The following is an 18,765-nucleotide window of genomic DNA, read 5'->3' as shown; positions in this document are numbered from 1 at the left end:
GGGCGGGAGAAACCGGGAACCAGCCGCCCCGCCGGGTCTCTCAGGCGGCGTCCTTGCGGAGCCGGAACCAGTAGAAGCCGTGCCCTGCCAGTGTCAGCAAGTACGGCAGTTCACCGATGGCCGGGAACCGCACCCCGCCGAACAGCTCCACCGGATGCCGTCCGTTGAAGGTGCTCAGGTCCAGCTCCGTGGGCTGCGCGAAGCGGGAGAAGTTGTGCACGCACAGGACGAGATCGTCCTCGTACTCCCGCAGGAACGCGATCACCGCCGGGTTGGACGACGGGAGTTCCGTGTAGGAGCCCAGGCCGAACGCCAGGTTCTGCTTGCGGATCTCGATCATGCGGCGGGTCCAGTGCAGCAGCGAGGAGGGCGACGACATCGACGCCTCGACGTTGGTGACCTGGTAGCCGTAGACGGGGTCCATGATGGTCGGCAGATACAGGCGTCCCGGATCGCAGGACGAGAAGCCCGCGTTGCGGTCCGGGGTCCACTGCATGGGGGTGCGGACGGCGTCGCGGTCGCCGAGCCAGATGTTGTCGCCCATGCCGATCTCGTCGCCGTAGTAGAGGATCGGCGAGCCGGGGAGCGACAGCAGGAGAGCTGTGAACAGCTCGATCTGGTTGCGGTCGTTGTCCAGGAGGGGCGCGAGCCGCCGCCTGATGCCGATGTTGGCGCGCATCCGCGGGTCTTTCGCGTACTCGGCCCACATGTAGTCGCGTTCCTCGTCGGTGACCATTTCGAGGGTGAGCTCGTCATGGTTGCGCAGGAAGATGCCCCACTGGCAATTGGAGGGGATCGCGGGGGTCTTGGCGAGGATTTCCGAGACGGGGTAGCGGGATTCGCGGCGGACCGCCATGAAGATGCGGGGCATGACCGGGAAGTGGAAGGCCATGTGGCATTCGTCGCCGCCGGTGGCGTAGTCGCCGAAGTAGTCGACGACGTCCTCCGGCCACTGGTTCGCCTCCGCCAGCACCACCGTGTCCGGGTAGGAGGCGTCGATCTCCTTGCGGACCCGCTTCAGGAACTCATGGGTTGCCGGAAGGTTTTCGCAGTTGGTGCCTTCCTGCTGGTAGAGGTAGGGCACCGCGTCGAGCCGGAAACCGTCGATGCCCAGGTCCAGCCAGAACCGCAGGGCGGAGATCATCTCCTCCTGGACCGCCGGGTTCTCGTAGTTGAGGTCCGGCTGGTGGGAGAAGAAGCGGTGCCAGTAGTACTGCTTGCGGACCGGGTCGAAGGTCCAGTTGGACGCCTCGGTGTCGACGAAGATGATCCGCGCGTCCGCGTACTGCTTGTCGTCGTCGGCCCAGACGTAGTAGTCGCCGTAGGGGCCGTCGGGGTCCCGCCTCGACTCCTGGAACCACGGGTGCTGGTCGCTGGTGTGGTTCATGACGAAGTCGATGATGACGCGCATGCCGCGCTGGTGGGCGGCGTCGACGAACTCGACGAAGTCGGCGAGGTCGCCGAACTCGGGCAGGACGGCGGTGTAGTCGGAGACGTCGTAACCGCCGTCGCGCAGCGGCGACTTGAAGAAGGGCGGCAGCCACAGGCAGTCGACACCCAGCCATTGCAGGTAATCGAGTTTGGCGGTGAGGCCCTTGAGGTCGCCGACGCCGTCGCCGTTGCTGTCCTGGAAGGAGCGGACGAGCACCTCGTAGAAGACGGCGCGCTTGAACCAGTCGGGGTCCCGGTCCTTCGCCGGGGTGTCCTCGAAGGTGTCCTGGACGGGCTCGTTGACGATCATGTTGTGGGTGACCCTCCGATCTGCGGGGTGGACGGTCGCAGGACGGTGAGGATGTGCGCGGGACGAGTGCCCGGTTCGAGACGCACGTAGTTCGCCCTGCCCCAGTGATAGGTCTCGCCGGTGAGCTCGTCGCGCACCGGCACCGACTCGTGCCATTCCAGGCCGAGTTGCGGCATGTCCAACGAGACCGTGGCTTCCTGGGTGTGGTGGGGGTCGAGGTTGGCCACCACCAGAACCGTGTTCGAACCGCTCTGTTTCGAGTAGACGATCACCTCTTCCTTGTCCGCGTGATGGAAGTGGAGATCGCGCAGTTGGCGGAGGGCGGGACTGGCCCGCCTGATCTCGTTGAGGCGGGTGATCAGGGGGGTGATGTTGTCGTTCTCCGTTTCCCAGTCGCGGGGGCGGAGTTGGTATTTCTCGGAGTGGAGGTATTCCTCGCTGCCGTCGCGCAGGGGGGTGTTCTCGCAGAGTTCGTAGCCGCTGTAGATGCCCCAGGCGGGGGAGAGGGTGGCGGCCAGGACGGCGCGGACCTCGAAGGCGGGGCGTCCGCCGTGCTGGAGGTAGGCGTGCAGGATGTCGGGGGTGTTGGCGAAGAAGTTGGGCCGCATGTAGGCGGCCGCCTCCCCGGACAGCTCGGTGAGGTACTCGGTGAGTTCCTGTTTGGTGTTGCGCCAGGTGAAGTACGTGTAGGACTGCTGGAAGCCGATCTGTCCGAGGGTGTGCATCATCGCGGGCCGGGTGAAGGCCTCGGCCAGGAAGATGACGTCGGGGTCGGTGGCGTTGATGTCCGCGATCACCTGCTGCCAGAAGACGACCGGTTTGGTGTGCGGGTTGTCGACGCGGAAGATCCGCACCCCGTGGTCCATCCAGTGCCGCAGCACCCGCAGCGTCTCGGCGACCAGGCCCTCCAGGTCGGCGTCGAAGGCGATGGGGTAGATGTCCTGGTACTTCTTGGGCGGGTTCTCGGCGTAGGCGATGGTGCCGTCGGGGCGGTGGTGGAACCACTCGGGGTGTTTGTGGACCCAGGGGTGGTCCGGCGAGCACTGGAGGGCGAAGTCGAGGGCGATCTCCAGGCCGTGCCGTCGAGCGGTGGCGACGAAGTCGTCGAAGTCCTCGATCGTGCCCAGGTCCGGGTGGACGGCGTCGTGCCCGCCCTCCGGTGAGCCGATCGCCCACGGCACCCCGACATCCTCGGGCCGGGCCGACAGCGTGTTGTCGGGCCCCTTGCGGAAGGTGGTGCCGATCGGGTGGATCGGCGGCAGATACACGACGTCGAAGCCCATCGCCGCGATCGCGGGGAGCCTGCGGGCGGCGGTGCGGAAGGTGCCGTGCGGACGCTTAGGAGTGCCTTCGGAGCGGGGGAAGAACTCGTACCAGGACCCGTACAGGGCCCGTTCCCGTTCCACCAGCAGCGGCAGCGGCTCGGAGGCGGTGACGAACTCCCGCAGCGGATACGCGGCCAGCACCGCGTCCACCTCCGGCGTCAACGCCGCCGCCAACCGGGCCGTGGCCGGGCGGGACTCGTCCCTGAGGGCGCTCACGGCGGCCCGGAGGATCTTGCGCCGCCCCTTGGGGGCACCTTCGGCGGCCCGCTCGTACAGGCGCGCGCCCTCCTCCAGGACCAGCTCGGTGTCCATGCCCGCCGGGATCTTGATGCCGGCGTGATGGCGCCAGGTGCTGATCGGGTCGCCCCACGCCTCGACCTGGAAGGTCCAGTGGCCCGTGGCCCCGGGGGTGACGTCGGCGCCCCAGCGGTCGGTGCCGGGGACGAGTTCACGCATCGGCGTCCATGGGCCGGCCCGGCCCTCGGGGTCTTTCAGGACGACGTTGGCGGCGACCGCGTCATGGCCCTCGCGGAACACGGTGGCGGTGACCTGGAAGGTCTCGCCGGTGACCGCCTTGGCCGGGCGGCGCCCTTGCTGGACGACCGGGCGGACGTCCAGGACGGGTATCCGTCCGACGCCTGGGGTCTGACCGATGCCGGGGGCCTGGCCGGCGCCGGAGGTCTGTCCGGTGCCGGAGGTCCGGCCGGTGTCAGGGGTGTCGTCCGCGGAGGGTGGCTCCGGAGGGGACGGTGGCCCGGTGACGGCGGGCCGCGTGCTGGACGTCGGGGGTGCTGACGAGTGGTGCGTGGCGGGCATGACCGCTCCTGTCCGCGTCAACTGGGGGTGGGCGGATGGCTGTGGGGAGGTGGGTCCTGCGTGGTGATCCCGAGTGGTGCCGTGTGTTCCCGTGATGTGGCTGGGGGTGTACCGGAGGAGCCTTCCCACCCTATTCGGGTGGGCAATCCGGCACTTTGTTAACTACTCACGCGTATGTCTACACACAAGACCGGCCCCGTCCGAAACGAACGGGACCGGTGTCCGCGTACCGTGCCTGAAGCCTCGCCCACGCGTGCTACGAGCCCGGAACCTGTAGGAGTCTGTCCGGTGAACCGAGCCCGCGTCCGGAGACCTCGCCGGACGCCGCCAGCGTGACCAGCGCCTTCGACACCTGAGCGGGCGTGGCCTTCGGGTGGTCGGCCAGATAGAGCGCGGCCGCCCCCGCGGCGTGCGGGGTCGCCATCGACGTACCCGAGTAGGTCGCCTTGGCCCTGTCACCCTTGTTGGAAGATGACGTGATCGCGACGCCCGGGGCGAACAGGTCAAGGGCGGAGCCGTAGTTGGAGAAGCTCGCCCGGGTGTCCGTGGAGTCGGTCGCGCCGACCGTGATCGCCTGTTTCACGTCCGCGGGGGAGTAGAGGCCGGCCGGCAGCCCGTCGTTGCCCGCCGCGACCGCGTAGGTGACACCGGACTTGATCGAGTTGCGTACGGCGGCGTCGAGTTGGGCGTTGTGGGAACCGCCGAGGCTGAGATTGGCGACGGCGGGCTTCCTCGCGTGCTTGGTGACCCAGTCGATGCCGGCGATGACCTGGGCCGTCGTACCGGATCCGGCGTTGTCGAGGACACGGACGGCGACGACCTCGGCCTGCTTGGCGACGCCGTATCTGGTGCCCGCGACGGTACCGGCGACATGCGTGCCGTGGCCGTTGCCGTCACCGGCGTACTTGTCGTTGCCGACGAAGTCCCAGCCGTAAGCCGCCCGTCCGCCGAAGTCCTTGTGCGAGATGCGGATGCCGGTGTCGATGACGTACACCGTGACGCCGTCGCCCGCGGAATCCGGCCAGGTGTAGCTCTTGTCCAGCGGGAGATCGTGCTGGTCGACGCGGTCGATGCCCCAGGACGGCGGGTTCGGCTGGGTGCGGTCGAGGGTCACCCGGGTGTCCTGGACGACCGAGGCGACCCGGGAGTCCGACGCGAGGAGCCTCGCCTGTCTCTCGTCAGCCCTGATCGCATAGCCGTTGAGGACCGTGCCGTAGGTGTGGCTGATTTTCGCCCCGTACTTCTCGGCGAGGCTCTTTCCCGCCGATGACGGAGCCTCCGTACCCCCCTTGAGTGTCACCAGGTAACTCCCGCCGACGGAGCCCGGGGCTCCGGCGCCGAGTATCCGCCCCTCCGGTGCGGCCTGCGCGGGCAGGGTCATGGCCGAAAGCGCGGCGGCACAGGCCACCGCGGTCAAGCCACCCGCCCGGCGCAGACGCCGGGTTCGCGTCCGTGCCATGGTGTGAGTTCCCCTCCTTGGCTCGGCGTACGGCGGTCGTGGTGCGCCAGGAGTCACCGGCGGGTGACCGGTACGCCATGTGCAGCCTCTCGTGGGGTGTGAAGTCACCACAAGGACGCCTACGGGGGCGGAATCGGCCATATCGGCCATGGGGGGCGCGTGAAGGTTGCGGCGATTTCTGGTCTGATTCCGTTCTGCCTGCTTCCACGGCACCGTGGTTACGGAGGCCCCTCACCGATACCGTCGGTGTCGACGACGGGACGCACAACGCGGTGCGTCCGCTTCCGCACGCCTGACGAGACGCCTGACGAGGTGGCAGTGGCAATGAAGGCTATCCGTCGTTTCACCGTCCGACCCGTACTCCCCGAACCCCTCCGCCCGCTGAGCGACCTGGCGCGCAATCTGCGCTGGTCCTGGCACACGGAGACCCGCGACCTCTTCCAGTCGGTCGACCCCGAGCAGTGGGCCGCCTCCGGCGGCGACCCCGTACGGCTGCTGGGCAGCGTGCCGCCCCGGCGGCTCGCGGAGCTGGCGGAGGACCGCCGCTTCCTGCGCCGGCTGACGGCGGTCACCGACGATCTCCACGACTATGTCTCCGGCGAGCGCTGGTACCAGGTCCAGCCCGGCGAACTCCCCGCCGCCGTCGCCTACTTCTCACCCGAGTTCGGCATCACGGCCGCGCTCCCGCAGTACTCCGGCGGCCTGGGCATCCTGGCCGGTGACCATCTGAAGGCGGCCAGCGACCTCGGCGTACCGCTGATCGGTGTGGGCCTGCTCTACCGGCACGGCTACTTCCGCCAGTCCCTCTCCCGGGACGGCTGGCAGCAGGAGCACTACCCCGTCCTCGACCCCAACGAGCTGCCGGTGGCGCTGCTGCGGGAGGCGGACGGCACCCCCACGCAGGTGTCCCTGGCCCTGCCCGGCGGCAAGCAGCTGCACGCCCGTGTCTGGCTGGCCCAGGTGGGCAGGGTGCCGCTGCTGATGCTCGACTCGGACGTCGAGGAGAACGACCTCGGCGAGCGGGGAGTGACCGACCGGCTGTACGGCGGCGGCAGCGAACACCGGCTGCTCCAGGAGATGCTGCTGGGCATCGGCGGGGTACGGGCGGTGCGGACGTACTGCCGCCTGACCGGCCACCCCCAGCCCGAGGTCTTCCACACCAACGAGGGGCACGCGGGCTTCCTGGGCCTGGAGCGGATCGCCGAACTGTGTGTCGCCGAAGGGCTGGACTTCGACGCGGCACTGGAGTCGGTCCGGGCCGGAACGGTCTTCACCACCCACACCCCCGTCCCCGCCGGCATCGACCGCTTCGACCGCGAACTGGTCGCCCACCACTTCGGCCCCGACGCCGAACTCCCCGGCATCGACGTGGAGCACGTCCTGCGCCTGGGCATGGAGACGTACCCGGGAGGCGAGCCGAACCTCTTCAACATGGCGGTGATGGGCCTACGGCTGGGACAGCGGGCGAACGGGGTCTCGCTGCTGCACGGCCAGGTGAGCCGCGAGATGTTCTCCGGCCTGTGGCCGGGCTTCGACGCGGACGAGGTTCCGATCACGTCCGTGACGAACGGGGTGCACGCTCCGACCTGGGTCGCCCCGGAGGTCTTCCGCCTCGGTGCCCGGCAGATCGGCGCCCAGCGCACCGAGGACGCGCTGACCGTCGGCGCCTCGGACCGCTGGGACGCGGTGGGCGAGATCCCGGACCAGGACATCTGGGAGCTGCGGCGGAACCTGCGCGAGCAGCTGGGGGTGGAGGTACGGCGGCGGCTGCACGCGTCCTGGCGGCAACGGGGCGCGGGCAGCGCGGAGCTGGGGTGGATCGACGGGGTGCTGGACCCGGACGTCCTGACGATCGGATTCGCGCGCAGGGTCCCGTCGTACAAGCGACTGACCCTCATGCTGCGCGACCGCGACCGTCTGATGGAGCTGCTCCTCCACCCCGAGCGGCCGATCCAGATCGTGGTGGCGGGCAAGGCGCACCCGGCGGACGACGGCGGGAAGCGGCTGGTGCAGGAGCTGGTGCGGTTCGCGGACGACCCGCGGGTCCGCCATCGCCTCGTCTTCCTGCCGGACTACGGCATGGCGATGGCGCAGAAGCTCTACCCGGGCTGCGACATCTGGCTCAACAACCCGCTGCGCCCGCTGGAGGCCTGCGGCACGTCCGGCATGAAGGCGGCGCTGAACGGCTGCCTCAACCTGTCGGTGCTGGACGGCTGGTGGGACGAATGGTTCCAGCCGGACTTCGGCTGGGCGATCCCGACGGCGGACGGGACGGGCACGGATCCCGACCACCGGGACGACATAGAGGCCGCGGCCCTGTACGACCTGCTGGAACAGCGGGTCACCCCCCGCTTCTACGAGCGCGGCCAGGGCGGTCTGCCCGACCGCTGGATCGAGATGGTCCGCCAGACGCTGACCCTGCTCGGCCCCAAGGTGCTGGCCGGACGCATGGTCCGCGAGTACGTGGAGCGCCTCTACACCCCGGCCGCGCACGCGCACCGCGCGATGCATCCGGAGGCGGCGCGGGAGCTGGCGGGCTGGAAGGCACGGGTCCGCTCGGCGTGGCAGGGCGTGACCGTCGACCATGTGGAGACGTCCGTGACGACCGCGACGGCGGAGCTGGGGACGACGCTGGGGCTGCGGGTCCGGGTCGGCCTGGGGGAGCTCGGCCCCGAGGACGTGGACGTCCAGGCCCTGTCGGGCCGGGTCGACGAGGAGGACCGGATCGCGGACGCGCTGACCGTGCCCCTGAAGCCGGTCGGCGGGCCTGATCCGGAGGGGCGGTGGGTGTACGAGGGGCCGCTGTCCCTCGACCGCACGGGGCCCTTCGGGTACACCGTCCGCATTCTGCCGGCGCACCGGCTGCTCGCCTCCGGGGCGGAGTTGGGGCTGCTGGCGGTGCCTTCCGAGGAGGCGGTGGAGGCTGCGGGGGTGCTGATGCGGTGACGGCCGGAGGACTGGGCCCGGCTCAGTCCTCCTCCCCGCCGGACAACCGGCGCAGGACCACTCCGCAGCGGCGCGCGTAGGCGTGCTGGAGCCCGCGCGTCGCCGGTCCGCCCGCCTTCGCGTACCACTTGGCGCCCCGGCTGAAGGCGGACACCGTCAGCCACACCGTGCCGTCCCCCGTGCGGTCCACGACGAAGGATTCCTCGCCGCACTCCGGGTGGCCGGAAAGCGTCCCGTAGGCCCAGCCCGCCCGGCGCGGTTCCTCGACCGTCCACACCACCCGGCAGGGGGCCTTGATGACCCCGGCCAGGGTGACCGTGACATCCACGTCCGGGGCCGCCCGGTCCGCCGCCGCGTCGATGCCCACGCCCATCGCGCGGTGCATCTCCCAGGTCAGGACCGCTTCCGAGGCGCGGTCGAAGACATCGTGGCCCTCGCCTATGCGGGTGCGGACGTGGAGGGGGTGGAAGTCCGGGGGGCAGAAGCCGGGGCGGCGGGTCGCGCCCACGTCGGTGTAGGTGAAGGGGCTCGGGGGCTCATTCGACGGCATGGGAGACAAGGGTAGGGCGGCACCCCGGAACGCCTTCCTCCCGGGTGCCGCCCGTCGGACCCCCCTCGGGCTAGCTCACGTTCACGGCCGTCCAGGCCGCCGCGACCGCGTTGTACTCGGTGCTGCCGGAGCCGTACAGGGCGGCCGCCGCGGACAGGGTGCCCGTGCGCGCCGACTTGTAGTTGGTCGTCGACGTGAAGTACGTCGTCAGCGCCTTGTACCAGATCTGGAGCGCCTTGGCGCGGCCGATGCCGGTGACGGCGGAGCCGTTGTAGGTCGGCGAGTTGTAGCTGACGCCGTTGATCGTCTTCGAACCGCTGCCCTCCGAGAGGAGGTAGAAGAAGTGGTTCGCGACACCGGACGAGTAGTGGACGTCCAGGTTGCCGACCGACGAGGACCAGTAGTTGGCGGAGCCGCCGTCCTTGCTGGGCTGGTCCATGTAGCGCAGCGGGGTGCCGTCGCCGTTGATGTCGATCTCCTCGCCGATGAGGTAGTCACCGACGTCGCTGGAGTTGGCCGCGTAGAACTCGACACCTGTGCCGAAGATGTCCGAGGTCGCCTCGTTGAGGCCACCGGACTCGCCGGAGTAGTTCAGGCCCGCCGTGTTCGAGGTGACGCCGTGGCTCATCTCGTGGCCGGCCACGTCGAGCGAGGTCAGCGGGCTGACGTTGCCCTCGCCGTCGCCGTACGTCATGCAGAAGCAGCTGTCGTCCCAGAACGCGTTCACGTACTGGTTGCCGTAGTGCACACGCGAGTAGGCGGCGACACCGTTGTTCTTGATGCCGCTCCGGCCGAAGGTGGACTTGTAGAAGTCCCAGGTCTTCGCCGCGCCGTAGGCGGCGTCGACGGCCGCGGTCTGGTCGGTGGTGGAGCTGGAGGCCGCGCCGGTGCCCCACGTGTTGTCGGCGTCCGTGAACAGCGTGCCCGCGGAGGAGGTGGTGGCGTGGGCCTTGTTGTACGTCTTGTGGCCGCCGCGGGTGCCGTCGGTCAGCTGGTACGTCGAGCCCGACAGGGTGGTCTCCAGGCTGACCGTGCCCGAGTAGAGGCTCTTGCCGGTGCCGGTGGCGTTCTCGATGCCCTGGTACTCGAAGAGCTTCTTGCCGGTGGCGGCGTCGGTGATGACGTGCAGCTGGTTCGGGGTGCCGTCGTCCTGGAAGCCGCCGACGACGGTCTCGTAGGCGAGGACGGGGGTGCCCGAGCCGGCCCAGATGACCTTGCGCGCGCCGTCGGCGGCGGTCTTCTCCGAGCCCGCGGCCTTGGCGGCGGTCAGCGCCTGCTTCTCCGCCTTGGCGACGGTGAGCTTCGGGGTCAGCGAGGCGACCTTGATGCTCTTGGTCGTCGCTCTGGAGACGCCCTTGGTCGCACCGGACTTGGACTCGTGGACGACCAGGTCGCCGCCGAGGACCGGCAGACCGCCGTAGGTGCGCTCGTAACGGGTGTGGACCGTTCCGTCGGCGTCCTTGACGACGTCCTTGACGACCAGCTTCTCCTTGGCGCCGAGGCCTATCTCCGCGGCGGTGTCGGCGGCGCCGGCCTGCTGCTGCTTGATGAGCGTGGTGCGTGCGGCCGGGGACAGCTGGAGGGGCGCAGCGGCGAGGGTGGCCTTGCCGCTTGTCTCCGCCGGGGTCTGGGCGGCGGCGGTACCGGTGGCCAGACCGGTGGTGAGGAGGGCTCCGGCGGCAACGGCGGTGGCGATGGCCAGAGTGGTGCGCTTGTGACGCGCGTAGACGGGGGTCACACAAGCTCCTTCGTGGGGGAGCCCGGACTGACGTTGGGGTAGTCGGCCCGGGGTAGTTGTGAAGTTGTGCGGCGGGTGTGAGGAAGCCTGGCACCAAGGGCGCGTACATGTCAGGACCCTGAAGTGATGTTGGCCGAAAGTCGACTGTCGGGTGAATGTTGCCGCCATGTAAAGCGACTTGACCTCGGCAAAGGCCCAACAAGCCGCCGGTAAGCGGACGGCAAAAAGAGGGCGCCGCCCCGGGGAGTCGAACCACCGGGGCGGCGCCCTGTCCAGGAGGCCTCAGAAGGTGACGGCCTACGGGAAGGTGATCTTCCAGCTGTTGATGTAGCCGGTGTCGATGGCCGCGTTGTCCTGGACCCTCAACTTCCAGGTCCCGTTGGCGACTTCGGAGGAAGCGTTCACGGTGTACGTGGTGTTGATGTTGTCCGCGCTGCCACCGGTGCCGTACGCCTTCAGGGTGTACGCCGAGCCGTCGGGGGCGACCAGCTGGACCTGGAGGTCACCGATGTAGGTGTGCACGATGTCGACCGCGACCTGGAGGTTGGAGGGCGCGTTGCCCGTCCGCCCGGAGACCGTGATCGACGAGGTCACCGCGGCCCCGTTGTCCGGAATCGATACGTCGGCGGTGTTCTCGAAGGACGTGCCTCCGCCGCCACCGCCACCGGAGCGCGAACCGACCGCGACGGCCGCCCACGCGTCCTGCACCGCCTTGTACTCGGCGCTCGTGGTGCCGTACAGCTCACCGGCCGCCGCGAGGGTGCCCGTGCGGGCCGCCGCGTAGTTGGTGGTGGAGGTGAACTTCGTGGTCAGCGCGCGGAACCAGATCTTCTCCGCCTTGTCGCGGCCGATGCCGGTGACCGGGAGACCGTCCGAGGTGGGCGAGTTGTAGCTGACGCCGTTGATGACCTTGGCGCCGCTGCCCTCGGACAGCATGTAGAAGAAGTGGTTGGCCGGGCCCGAGGAGTAGTGGACGTCGACCGAGCCGATACCGGAGTACCAACTGTCCTTCGACGCGCCGTCCTTGCTCGGCTTGTCCATGTAGCGCAACGGCGTGCCGTCGCCGTTGATGTTGATCTCCTCGCCGATGAGGTAGTCACCGACGTCGCTGGAGTTCGCCGCGTAGAACTCGACCGCCGTGCCGAAGATGTCGGACGTGGCCTCGTTCAGACCGCCGGACTCACCGCTGTAGTTGAGGCCCGCGGTGTTGGAGGTGACGCCGTGTGTCATCTCGTGGCCGGCCACGTCGATCGACACGAGCGGGTTGGTGTTGCCCGTGCCGTCGCCGTAGGTCATGCAGAAGCAGCTGTCGTCCCAGAACGCGTTGACGTACTGGTTGCCGTAGTGCACGCGGCTGTAGGCCGCCACCCCGTCACCGCGGATGCCGCTGCGGCCGTGGATGTTCTTGTAGTAGTCCCACGTCAGCGCGGCACCGTAGTGCGCGTCCGCCGCCGCCGACTCCGCGTTCGACGCGCTGCCGTTGCCCCAGACGTCGTCGGGGCCGGAGAACAGCGTGCCGGTGCCGGAGGTGCCGCGGTTGAGGTTGTACGTCTTGTGACCGCCGCGGGCGCCGTCGGTGAGGTTGTACGTCGAACCCGACTGTGTCGTCGTCAGGTTGACCGTCCCCGAGTACACCGTGTTGCCGGTGCCGGTCTCGATGGCCTCCCATGAGTACAGCTGCGCGCCGGTCGCCGCGTCGGTGATGACGTGCAGCTCCTGCGGGGTGCCGTCGTGCTGGAAGCCGCCCACGACCGTCTCGTAGGCGAGCGTCGGCCTGCCGTCGGCCGCCCAGATCACCTTGCGCGGGGCGTGGCTGACGTCGGGGCTCTTGGCCTTCTCCGCCTTGGCCGCGCTCAGCGCCTGCCGCTCCGCCTTGGCGGTCGACAGCTGCGGCTTCACCGAGGCCACCTTGATGGTGGCGCGGGTCGCCTTGGTGACGGCCGCGGTGGCGTCGGCCTTGGTGCTCGTGACGACCAGGTCGCCGCCGAGGACGGGCAGACCGTCGTAGGTGCGCTCGTAGCGTGTGTGGACCGTGCCGTTGCCGTCCTTGACGACGTCACGGACGACCAGCTTCTCCTTGGCGCCCAGGCCGAGTTCCCTGGCCGTGTCCGCCTTGCCGACGTTGGCCGTGCGCAGCAGCTCGGCACGCTGGGCGGGCGTCAGCTTGACCGACTCGGCGCCCGGTATGACCTTGCCCGCGGCCGACGGTGCCTTCTCCGGGGCCGCGGACGCGGCGCCCGACTGGACGGCCGCGGCGATCAGGGCGGACACACCGACGAGCGCGACAGCGGCGGCCCGGCGGTGCAGAGTGGTGCGCGATGCGGTGTGGGAGGTGCGTCTGTGGGAGGAACTCTCTCTCAACACTGACTCCTTCAGCGGGCCGCGGGTCGCGCGGCCGGGGGAGACCGGTCGGTTGGTGGGCCGGCCGGGCAGAACAGGCATTGCGCGTGCGGGAGTTCGGCCGCGAACACAGCACTGTGCAGGTGCTGTGGGGTTGCTGTGTCCTGGCCGTGGGAAGAGTCGCAGGAGTTTGCGGTTTCTGTCAGGACCGCGTCAGCAAGTTGGCTGGAAATCGTCCGTTGTCCGGGAGTTCATGTTCGTTATGCGGAGTTCATGGCGCGTCGGCCCGTTCGGGTCCGAAGGCGCGCGAAGTCGATGAGGAGCGGCAGGGAGCCGGGCAGCGCCTTGCTCAGCAGGGCGGGGGGTGTGGTCATGAGACCGTCGTCGTCCCCTACGACGAGCAGCCGGCCGTCGGAGTCGTACTCAGGGGCGTGCAGGCCCAGCCGGCGGAGGAACGGCCGGACCTTCCTCCACTGTTCGCGATAGGAGTCGGAGCCCTGCGGCGAGGGCGGCATGAAGAACACGCACTTGTGAAGAAGCCCCTGCTCCCGCAGCCATTGGATCTCCCACATCGTCCCCTTGAAGGCCAGCGGCACGATGACGATGAGGTCGGCGTGGCGGGCCAGCACGCTCACCCGCTCCTTCCAGTTCCGGTCCGTGCAGCGGAACTTGCCCGTGCCGGGCGCGCCCCAGGTGAAGGAGACGGGCCAGGAGACGGAGTGCTTCGGCGTGGTCGACAGCAGCCGCCCCGGCCCGCCGGCCGCGATGAGCGGACGATGCGCGGGAAAGGCGCCCGCCAGTACCGACTCCAGGTCCAGCTGAACGTTGCCGGGCTGGGTGCCGGGCGCCCCCTGGACGCCGGTGACCCGGGTGTCGACCTTCCCGGAGGTCTTGAACGGCCGCAGATACAGCGAGAACCGGGGAACGTCGCCGCCCGCTCCCGGATGGGCTAGCGCCTGCCGCAGAATGCGCTCGGCCGCACGGTCCCGGGCCGCTTGGCGGCAGTGGTTCTCCGCGTGGAAGAGCCCGAACAACGGGAGCGTCAGCAGGAAACCCAGCGTGCACGCGACGAAGGTCACCGCCAGGGTGACCGCCACCAGCAGCGGCAGCAGGAACAGCCGGAGGACGAACGGGACCGGGTCGAGCCACGTCCACAGGGTGTATCCGACCATGAAGGGAAAGCCCCTCATCCAGAGCGCACAGGGTGCGAGGAACTCCTTCGGCAGCAACATCCAGAACGCCATCGTCGGCACCACGAACACGATCCGCGTGAGCGGACCGAAGTGGACCGGCCGCACCACAACCGTGGCCAGGACCAGCCCACCCACCACCCAGCCGTTGACCCCGCACCACCACCCGGCCCACACGAACGACACCGGGGCCAGAGCCCAGTACACCACCAGTACCGCCTGGCCCAGCGGGCCGTACGCGCCGCGTCCCCTCATGGCCGGGAGGTTAGAGGCCGGGCACTCTGAATCGCCGCCACAAGTTTCAAAGTGCCGTGAAGTGACAGAAGTTGAATGTCACTCCCAGGTCAGAGCGGTGTCGACCGGTCCCCGTGCCACGAGTGCCACAGCGCCGCGTACGCCCCGTCCGCCGCCACCAGCTCCTCGTGCGTGCCGAGCTCGGTGAGCAGGCCGTCCGCCATCACCGCCACCCGGTCCGCGTCGTGCGCGGTGTGCAGCCGGTGCGCGATCGCGATGACGGTACGGCCCTCCAGTACGGCGGCCAGCGCGCGCTCGGTGTGCCGAGCCGTCGTCGGGTCCAGCAACGCCGTCGCCTCGTCGAGGATCAGCGTGTGCGGGTCGGCCAGCACCACGCGGGCCAGCGCGAGTTGCTGGGCCTGCGAGCCGTCCGTGCGGCAACCGCCCTCCCCGAGCGGGGTGTCGAGGCCGTCGGGCAGCTCACGCACCCAGGCATCCGCGCCGACGGTGGCCAGCGCAGCCCACAACTCCTCGTCCCCGGCGTCGGGTTCGGCGATACGGAGGTTGTCCCGGACCGTGCCCAGGAACACATGGTGCTCCTGGGTGACCAGCACGACCTGGCGGCGCAGCTGTTCGGGACCGAGCGCGCCGACCGGGACGCCGCCGACGGTCACCGTGCCCTCGGTGGGCGCGTCGACGCCCGCCAGCAGCCGGCTGAGCGTGGTCTTCCCCGCACCGGACGGACCGACGATCGCCAGCCGCTCCCCGGGCCGCACGGTCAGGTCCACCCCGTGCAGCACCTCGCCGCCCCGGCCGTAGGAGTAGCGCACCCCGGTCACGTCGATACGGTCGTCGGCGGGGGCCGGGGAGTCGCCGTGGACGGCGTGCGGGGCTCGGGCGAGACCCTCCACCCGGGCGAACGAGGCGCCGCTGCTCTGGAGTTGCTCGACCCGGACCAGGATCTGGTCCAGGGGGCCGGTGAGCTGCTGAAGATACAGGGCCGCCGCGACCACGGCCCCCAGGCTCATCGCCCCGCGCGTGTGCAGCACACCGCCGACGATCAGGACCCCGGCGATCGGCAGGACGTACGACACCTCGACCGACGGGAAGAACACGCTGCGCAGGTAGAGGGTGTGGAGGCGGGTGCGGCGCGCGGTCGCGAGCGCGTCCCGGCTCGCCGCGATCCGCTCCCCCTCCAGCCGCAGCGCCTCCACCGTGCGCGCCCCCGACGCGGTCGACGCGACGATCTCGGCGACGTCCGACGTGGCCGCGCCCTCGGCCAGATAGCCGTCCCGGGCCCGGCGCAGATACCAGCGCAGGGCGAGCCAGATCGGCGCCAGGCAGAACAGGCCGACCACGCCGAGCAGCGGGGCGAGCACGAACACCGCGACGAGCGCGATCAGGAAACGGACCGCGTTGATGAGGAGGTCGGGACCGGCGTCGCGCAGGGTGGTGCCGACGGTGGAGACGTCGGCGGTGCCACGTGCCGTGAGGTCACCGGTGCCCGCCCTCTCGACCGTCGACGCGGGCAGGGCGAGCGTGCGGTCCACGAACTCCTCGCGTACCCGGGCGAGGGTGCGTTCGCCGAAGCGGTGGCCGACGAAGCGGGCCCAGCGGGCGAGCAGCAGCTCCGCCACGGCGCAGAGGAGGAGGGCGAGGGCGAGGCGGTCCACCGCGCCGACGCCGGCCTTCGCCCGCACCTCGTCGATGATGCGGCCCAGCAGCCAGGGGCCGCCCAGTCCTGCGACGGCCGTGGCCGCGTTGAGGGCGAGCGTGGCGGCGAAGGCGCGTCGGTCGGCGCGGATGAGGCGGCGCGCCGCGCGGCGGACGTCGGCGGGGTCGGCTACGGGGAGGTGGCCGGAATTCGTCACCGTACGGCCTCCTCTGTGTCGGTGTCCCTCGCGACGAGGGCCCTGTACGCCGGGTCGGTGTCCAGGAGGTCGCGGTGGGTGCCGGTGGCCGCGACCTTGCCGTCCACCAGGTGGATGACGGTGTCCGCGTGGGCCAGGACGAGGGGGGACGTGGTGGTGACGACGGTGGTGCGGCCGGTGCGGGCTGCTTTGAGGCGGGTGGCTACTCGGGCCTCTGTGTGGGCGTCCAGGGCCGAGGTGGGTTCTATGGCGAGGAGTACCTCTGGGTCGGCGGCGAGGGCTCTTGCGAGGCGGATGCGTTGGCGTTGGCCGCCGGAGAGGTTGCGGGCGTTCGCGTCTATGGGGGAGTCGAGGGCGTCGGGGAGGGACTGGACGATGTCTTCCGCCGCGGCTGTGTGGAGGGCTTGGGTTGTGTGCGCCTCAGGGGGTGCCTCGTGGGGTGGGGTGGCGGGTGCGGCGCCGTCGTGGTTTGTCGCGCCCCGCGGCGGAGCCGCAGATCGATACAGCCCCGCGCCCCTGAAAGCCCTGTACGCACCGCCGATCACCTCGTGCAGGGTGCCTGCGAACACGTCCGCCTCGTGGTCCGCCACCAGGATGCGCTGTCTGATCTGTGCCAAGACGATTTCGTCCAGCGGTACTTCGCCCCACGTCGCCCTCGACGCCACATATCGGCCCAAGCGGTCCATGACCGCCGCTGCGTCCGCAGGAACGGCCCCCGCCAAGGCCGTCAACCGGCCCGGCAGGATCCGTACCCCCGACTCCGGGTCGTGCAGGGGTGAGGGTTCTGCCGGGGCGTCTCGCGTGCCCCTGTCCTCCATCGGCTCCAGGTTCAGGAAACGTACGACCCTGCGTGCCGCCACCACACCCCGGCTCAGCATGTAACCGCACTCGACCCAGAACGCCACCGGGCCCACCAGGACGGCGACATAGCCGTACACGGACACCAACTCGCCGATGCTGATGTGCCCCTGGGCGGCCAGGCGGGCCGCCAGCCAGGTCACCACCGCGAGGAAGAGCGTCGGAAGGCCGACGCCGAGGGCCTGGACCCAGCTGGTCACCGCGCCGACCCGGTAGCCCTGTTCGCGCAGCCGCCCGGAGTCGCGCCGGAAGGCGTCGGCGAACAGGCCCTTGCCGCCGAGGCCGTTGAGGACGCGCAGGCCGCCCGCGAGGTCGGCGATGCGGGCGGTGAGGATGCCCTGGCGTTCGCGGTACTCGGTCTCGGTGCCCTGGAGGCGGGTGAGGAGCGGGCCGACCACGCCGACGATCAGCGGCATGCCGAGCAGGACGACCACGGCGATCAGCGGTGAGACCGAGACGAGGAGTCCGGCGACCGCGAGATAGGCGATCACCGCCCCGACGCCTGGGCCGACCACGGTCAGCGCGGAGGCGATCGTCTGTACGTCGCCCACCCCGATGGTGACGACCTCCCCGGCGCCCGCCCGGCGGGAGAGCGCGGCGCCCAGCCGGACCGCGTGGCCCACGACCACCTTCACCGTACGGAAGTTGGCGTCCATCCGGACCCGGGTCATCGTGCGGTGCCGCATGATGCTCAGCCACGCGTTGAAGGCGCCGACCAGGAACAGCGCGGCCGACCAGGCGGTGAGCAGGCCGAGGTCGCCCGGCTCCAGGCCCTCGTCGATCGCCTTCGCCATCAGGTACGGCGTCGCCGCCAGCAGCACCATCCAGGTGCTGGCGATCAGCGCCCCGAGGGCGGAGCGGCCCGGCTGGCAGCGCACGAGCCACCACAGGAAGTGCCAGCCGCCCCGGCGGTCGGGTGTGCCGGGATCCTCGTACGCGTCGATCACTCGTCCCCCTGGCGTCGTACTGCCGTTTCGTCGCTGCCGATACGTCAACCGCACGGTTGCGCGGGCAATGCACGGGTCCGGACCACGACTTGTGGACGACTTGATGAACCCACCACCAGTGTGGGTGTTCCTGTGGGATCTTGTTGGTCGGTCGGTGGAGGCCACGGTCGAACATGTCATGTATTGGTCAATTGACGAAGGGTCTGAGGTGATGTGTGTGCACGGCATACGCAGATGGGGGCCGGCAGCGGCAGCTCTGTCGCTGCTGGCCGGAGCTTTCCAGGGGATTCAGGCCACGCCGGCGGCGGCGGTCGACTGCTTCCGGGCCACCTGTGCGGGCAAGGACCCCATCGCGATGGGGTGTGACGACGACGCCGAGCTGCTTCAGCAGGTGACCGAGGCGGACGAGTCGGTCGCCGTGCGGCTGATGTGGTCGCCGCTCTGCCAGGGGGTGTGGGCGAAGATCTCACGCGATCTCGACACGTCTCCCGACTACGTCTACGGGACGCTGTGGACGACCCGCGCTCCCGACGGCGGCATCCAGGAGTACGACACGACCGGCCTTCTCGGCGACGGTGTGGCGGGTGCCTACACCAAGATGCAGAACTGGAAGGCCACGACGGCGAAGGCGTGCTGGAACGACGTCGATGCCCAGTTCGACCCCGCGCCGCTGCGGTACATCAAGAACAACAACGACGCCAGCCTTCCGCTCCTGCACGGCTCATGCACGGACTGGATGTAGGGGAGAAG

The 18,765-nt window shown here is 69.9% G+C and carries 11 protein-coding genes; 2 read left to right on the top strand and 9 right to left on the bottom strand.

The window, feature by feature from the left end; translation table 11 throughout:
• Positions 1 to 40 precede the first annotated feature (40 nt).
• From treS to OG866_RS13475, 3 genes are all read right to left on the bottom strand, one after another.
• Positions 41 to 1,741: a maltose alpha-D-glucosyltransferase gene (gene treS, locus OG866_RS13485; RefSeq protein ID WP_329334526.1), complete on the bottom strand. Its 1,701-nt coding sequence runs from the start codon at positions 1,739 to 1,741 to the stop codon at positions 41 to 43.
• Positions 1,738 to 3,882: an alpha-1,4-glucan--maltose-1-phosphate maltosyltransferase gene (locus OG866_RS13480; RefSeq protein ID WP_329334524.1), complete on the bottom strand. Its 2,145-nt coding sequence runs from the start codon at positions 3,880 to 3,882 to the stop codon at positions 1,738 to 1,740. Before OG866_RS13480 ends, treS begins: the two co-directional genes overlap by 4 nt.
• Before the next feature lie 256 nt (positions 3,883 to 4,138).
• Positions 4,139 to 5,341, bottom strand: a complete 1,203-nt coding sequence (locus OG866_RS13475; RefSeq protein ID WP_329334523.1) for a S8 family peptidase — start codon at positions 5,339 to 5,341, stop codon at positions 4,139 to 4,141.
• A gap of 324 nt (positions 5,342 to 5,665) precedes the next feature.
• Here OG866_RS13475 and OG866_RS13470 point away from each other — a divergent pair, with 324 nt between their 5' ends.
• Positions 5,666 to 8,287 carry a glycosyltransferase family 1 protein gene (locus OG866_RS13470; RefSeq protein ID WP_329334522.1) on the top strand — a complete coding sequence of 874 codons (2,622 nt, stop codon included), beginning with the start codon at positions 5,666 to 5,668 and terminating at the stop codon, positions 8,285 to 8,287.
• A 22-nt stretch (positions 8,288 to 8,309) separates the two neighbouring features.
• On the opposite strand, the gene OG866_RS13465 is transcribed toward OG866_RS13470, so the two are convergent.
• The 6 genes from OG866_RS13465 to OG866_RS13440 form a co-directional block, all read right to left on the bottom strand.
• Entirely contained in the window at positions 8,310 to 8,837 is a 528-nt protein-coding gene (locus tag OG866_RS13465) for a DUF1990 family protein (protein WP_329334520.1), read from the bottom strand.
• Between the two features lie 70 nt (positions 8,838 to 8,907).
• Positions 8,908 to 10,575 (bottom strand): M4 family metallopeptidase, encoded by a 1,668-nt coding sequence (locus tag OG866_RS13460; protein ID WP_329334519.1) that lies wholly within the window; start codon positions 10,573 to 10,575, stop codon positions 8,908 to 8,910.
• Between the two features lie 297 nt (positions 10,576 to 10,872).
• On the bottom strand, positions 10,873 to 12,936 hold the full coding sequence (locus OG866_RS13455) for a M4 family metallopeptidase (protein ID WP_329334518.1): 2,064 nt from the start codon (positions 12,934 to 12,936) through the stop codon (positions 10,873 to 10,875).
• Between the two features lie 239 nt (positions 12,937 to 13,175).
• Positions 13,176 to 14,360, bottom strand: a complete 1,185-nt coding sequence (locus OG866_RS13450; RefSeq protein ID WP_329334516.1) for a hypothetical protein — start codon at positions 14,358 to 14,360, stop codon at positions 13,176 to 13,178.
• A gap of 89 nt (positions 14,361 to 14,449) precedes the next feature.
• Positions 14,450 to 16,210, bottom strand: a complete 1,761-nt coding sequence (locus OG866_RS13445; protein WP_329334514.1) for an ABC transporter ATP-binding protein — start codon at positions 16,208 to 16,210, stop codon at positions 14,450 to 14,452.
• Entirely contained in the window at positions 16,207 to 18,015 is a 1,809-nt protein-coding gene (locus tag OG866_RS13440; RefSeq protein WP_329334512.1) for an ABC transporter ATP-binding protein, read from the bottom strand. Before OG866_RS13440 ends, OG866_RS13445 begins: the two co-directional genes overlap by 4 nt.
• 217 nt (positions 18,016 to 18,232) lie before the next feature.
• Between OG866_RS13440 and OG866_RS13435 the strand changes: the two genes are divergently transcribed.
• Positions 18,233 to 18,757 carry a DUF2690 domain-containing protein gene (locus OG866_RS13435; protein WP_329334510.1) on the top strand — a complete coding sequence of 175 codons (525 nt, stop codon included), beginning with the start codon at positions 18,233 to 18,235 and terminating at the stop codon, positions 18,755 to 18,757.
• Positions 18,758 to 18,765: the final 8 nt, after the last annotated feature.

Source organism: Streptomyces sp. NBC_00663 (assembly GCF_036226885.1).
In the GTDB taxonomy this organism is placed as follows: Bacteria; Actinomycetota; Actinomycetes; order Streptomycetales; family Streptomycetaceae; genus Streptomyces.
This window is presented reverse-complemented; position numbering and strand designations above follow the sequence as displayed.

Bases quoted from the DNA above. Each gene is read 5' to 3' on its own strand.
- treS (WP_329334526.1), bottom strand. From the start codon at position 1,741: ATGATCGTCAACGAGCCCGTCCAGGACACCTTCGAGGACACCCCGGCG.
- OG866_RS13480 (WP_329334524.1), bottom strand. From the start codon at position 3,882: ATGCCCGCCACGCACCACTCGTCAGCACCCCCGACGTCCAGCACGCGG.
- OG866_RS13475 (WP_329334523.1), bottom strand. From the start codon at position 5,341: ATGGCACGGACGCGAACCCGGCGTCTGCGCCGGGCGGGTGGCTTGACC.
- OG866_RS13470 (WP_329334522.1), top strand. From the start codon at position 5,666: ATGAAGGCTATCCGTCGTTTCACCGTCCGACCCGTACTCCCCGAACCC.
- OG866_RS13465 (WP_329334520.1), bottom strand. From the start codon at position 8,837: ATGCCGTCGAATGAGCCCCCGAGCCCCTTCACCTACACCGACGTGGGC.
- OG866_RS13450 (WP_329334516.1), bottom strand. From the start codon at position 14,360: ATGAGGGGACGCGGCGCGTACGGCCCGCTGGGCCAGGCGGTACTGGTG.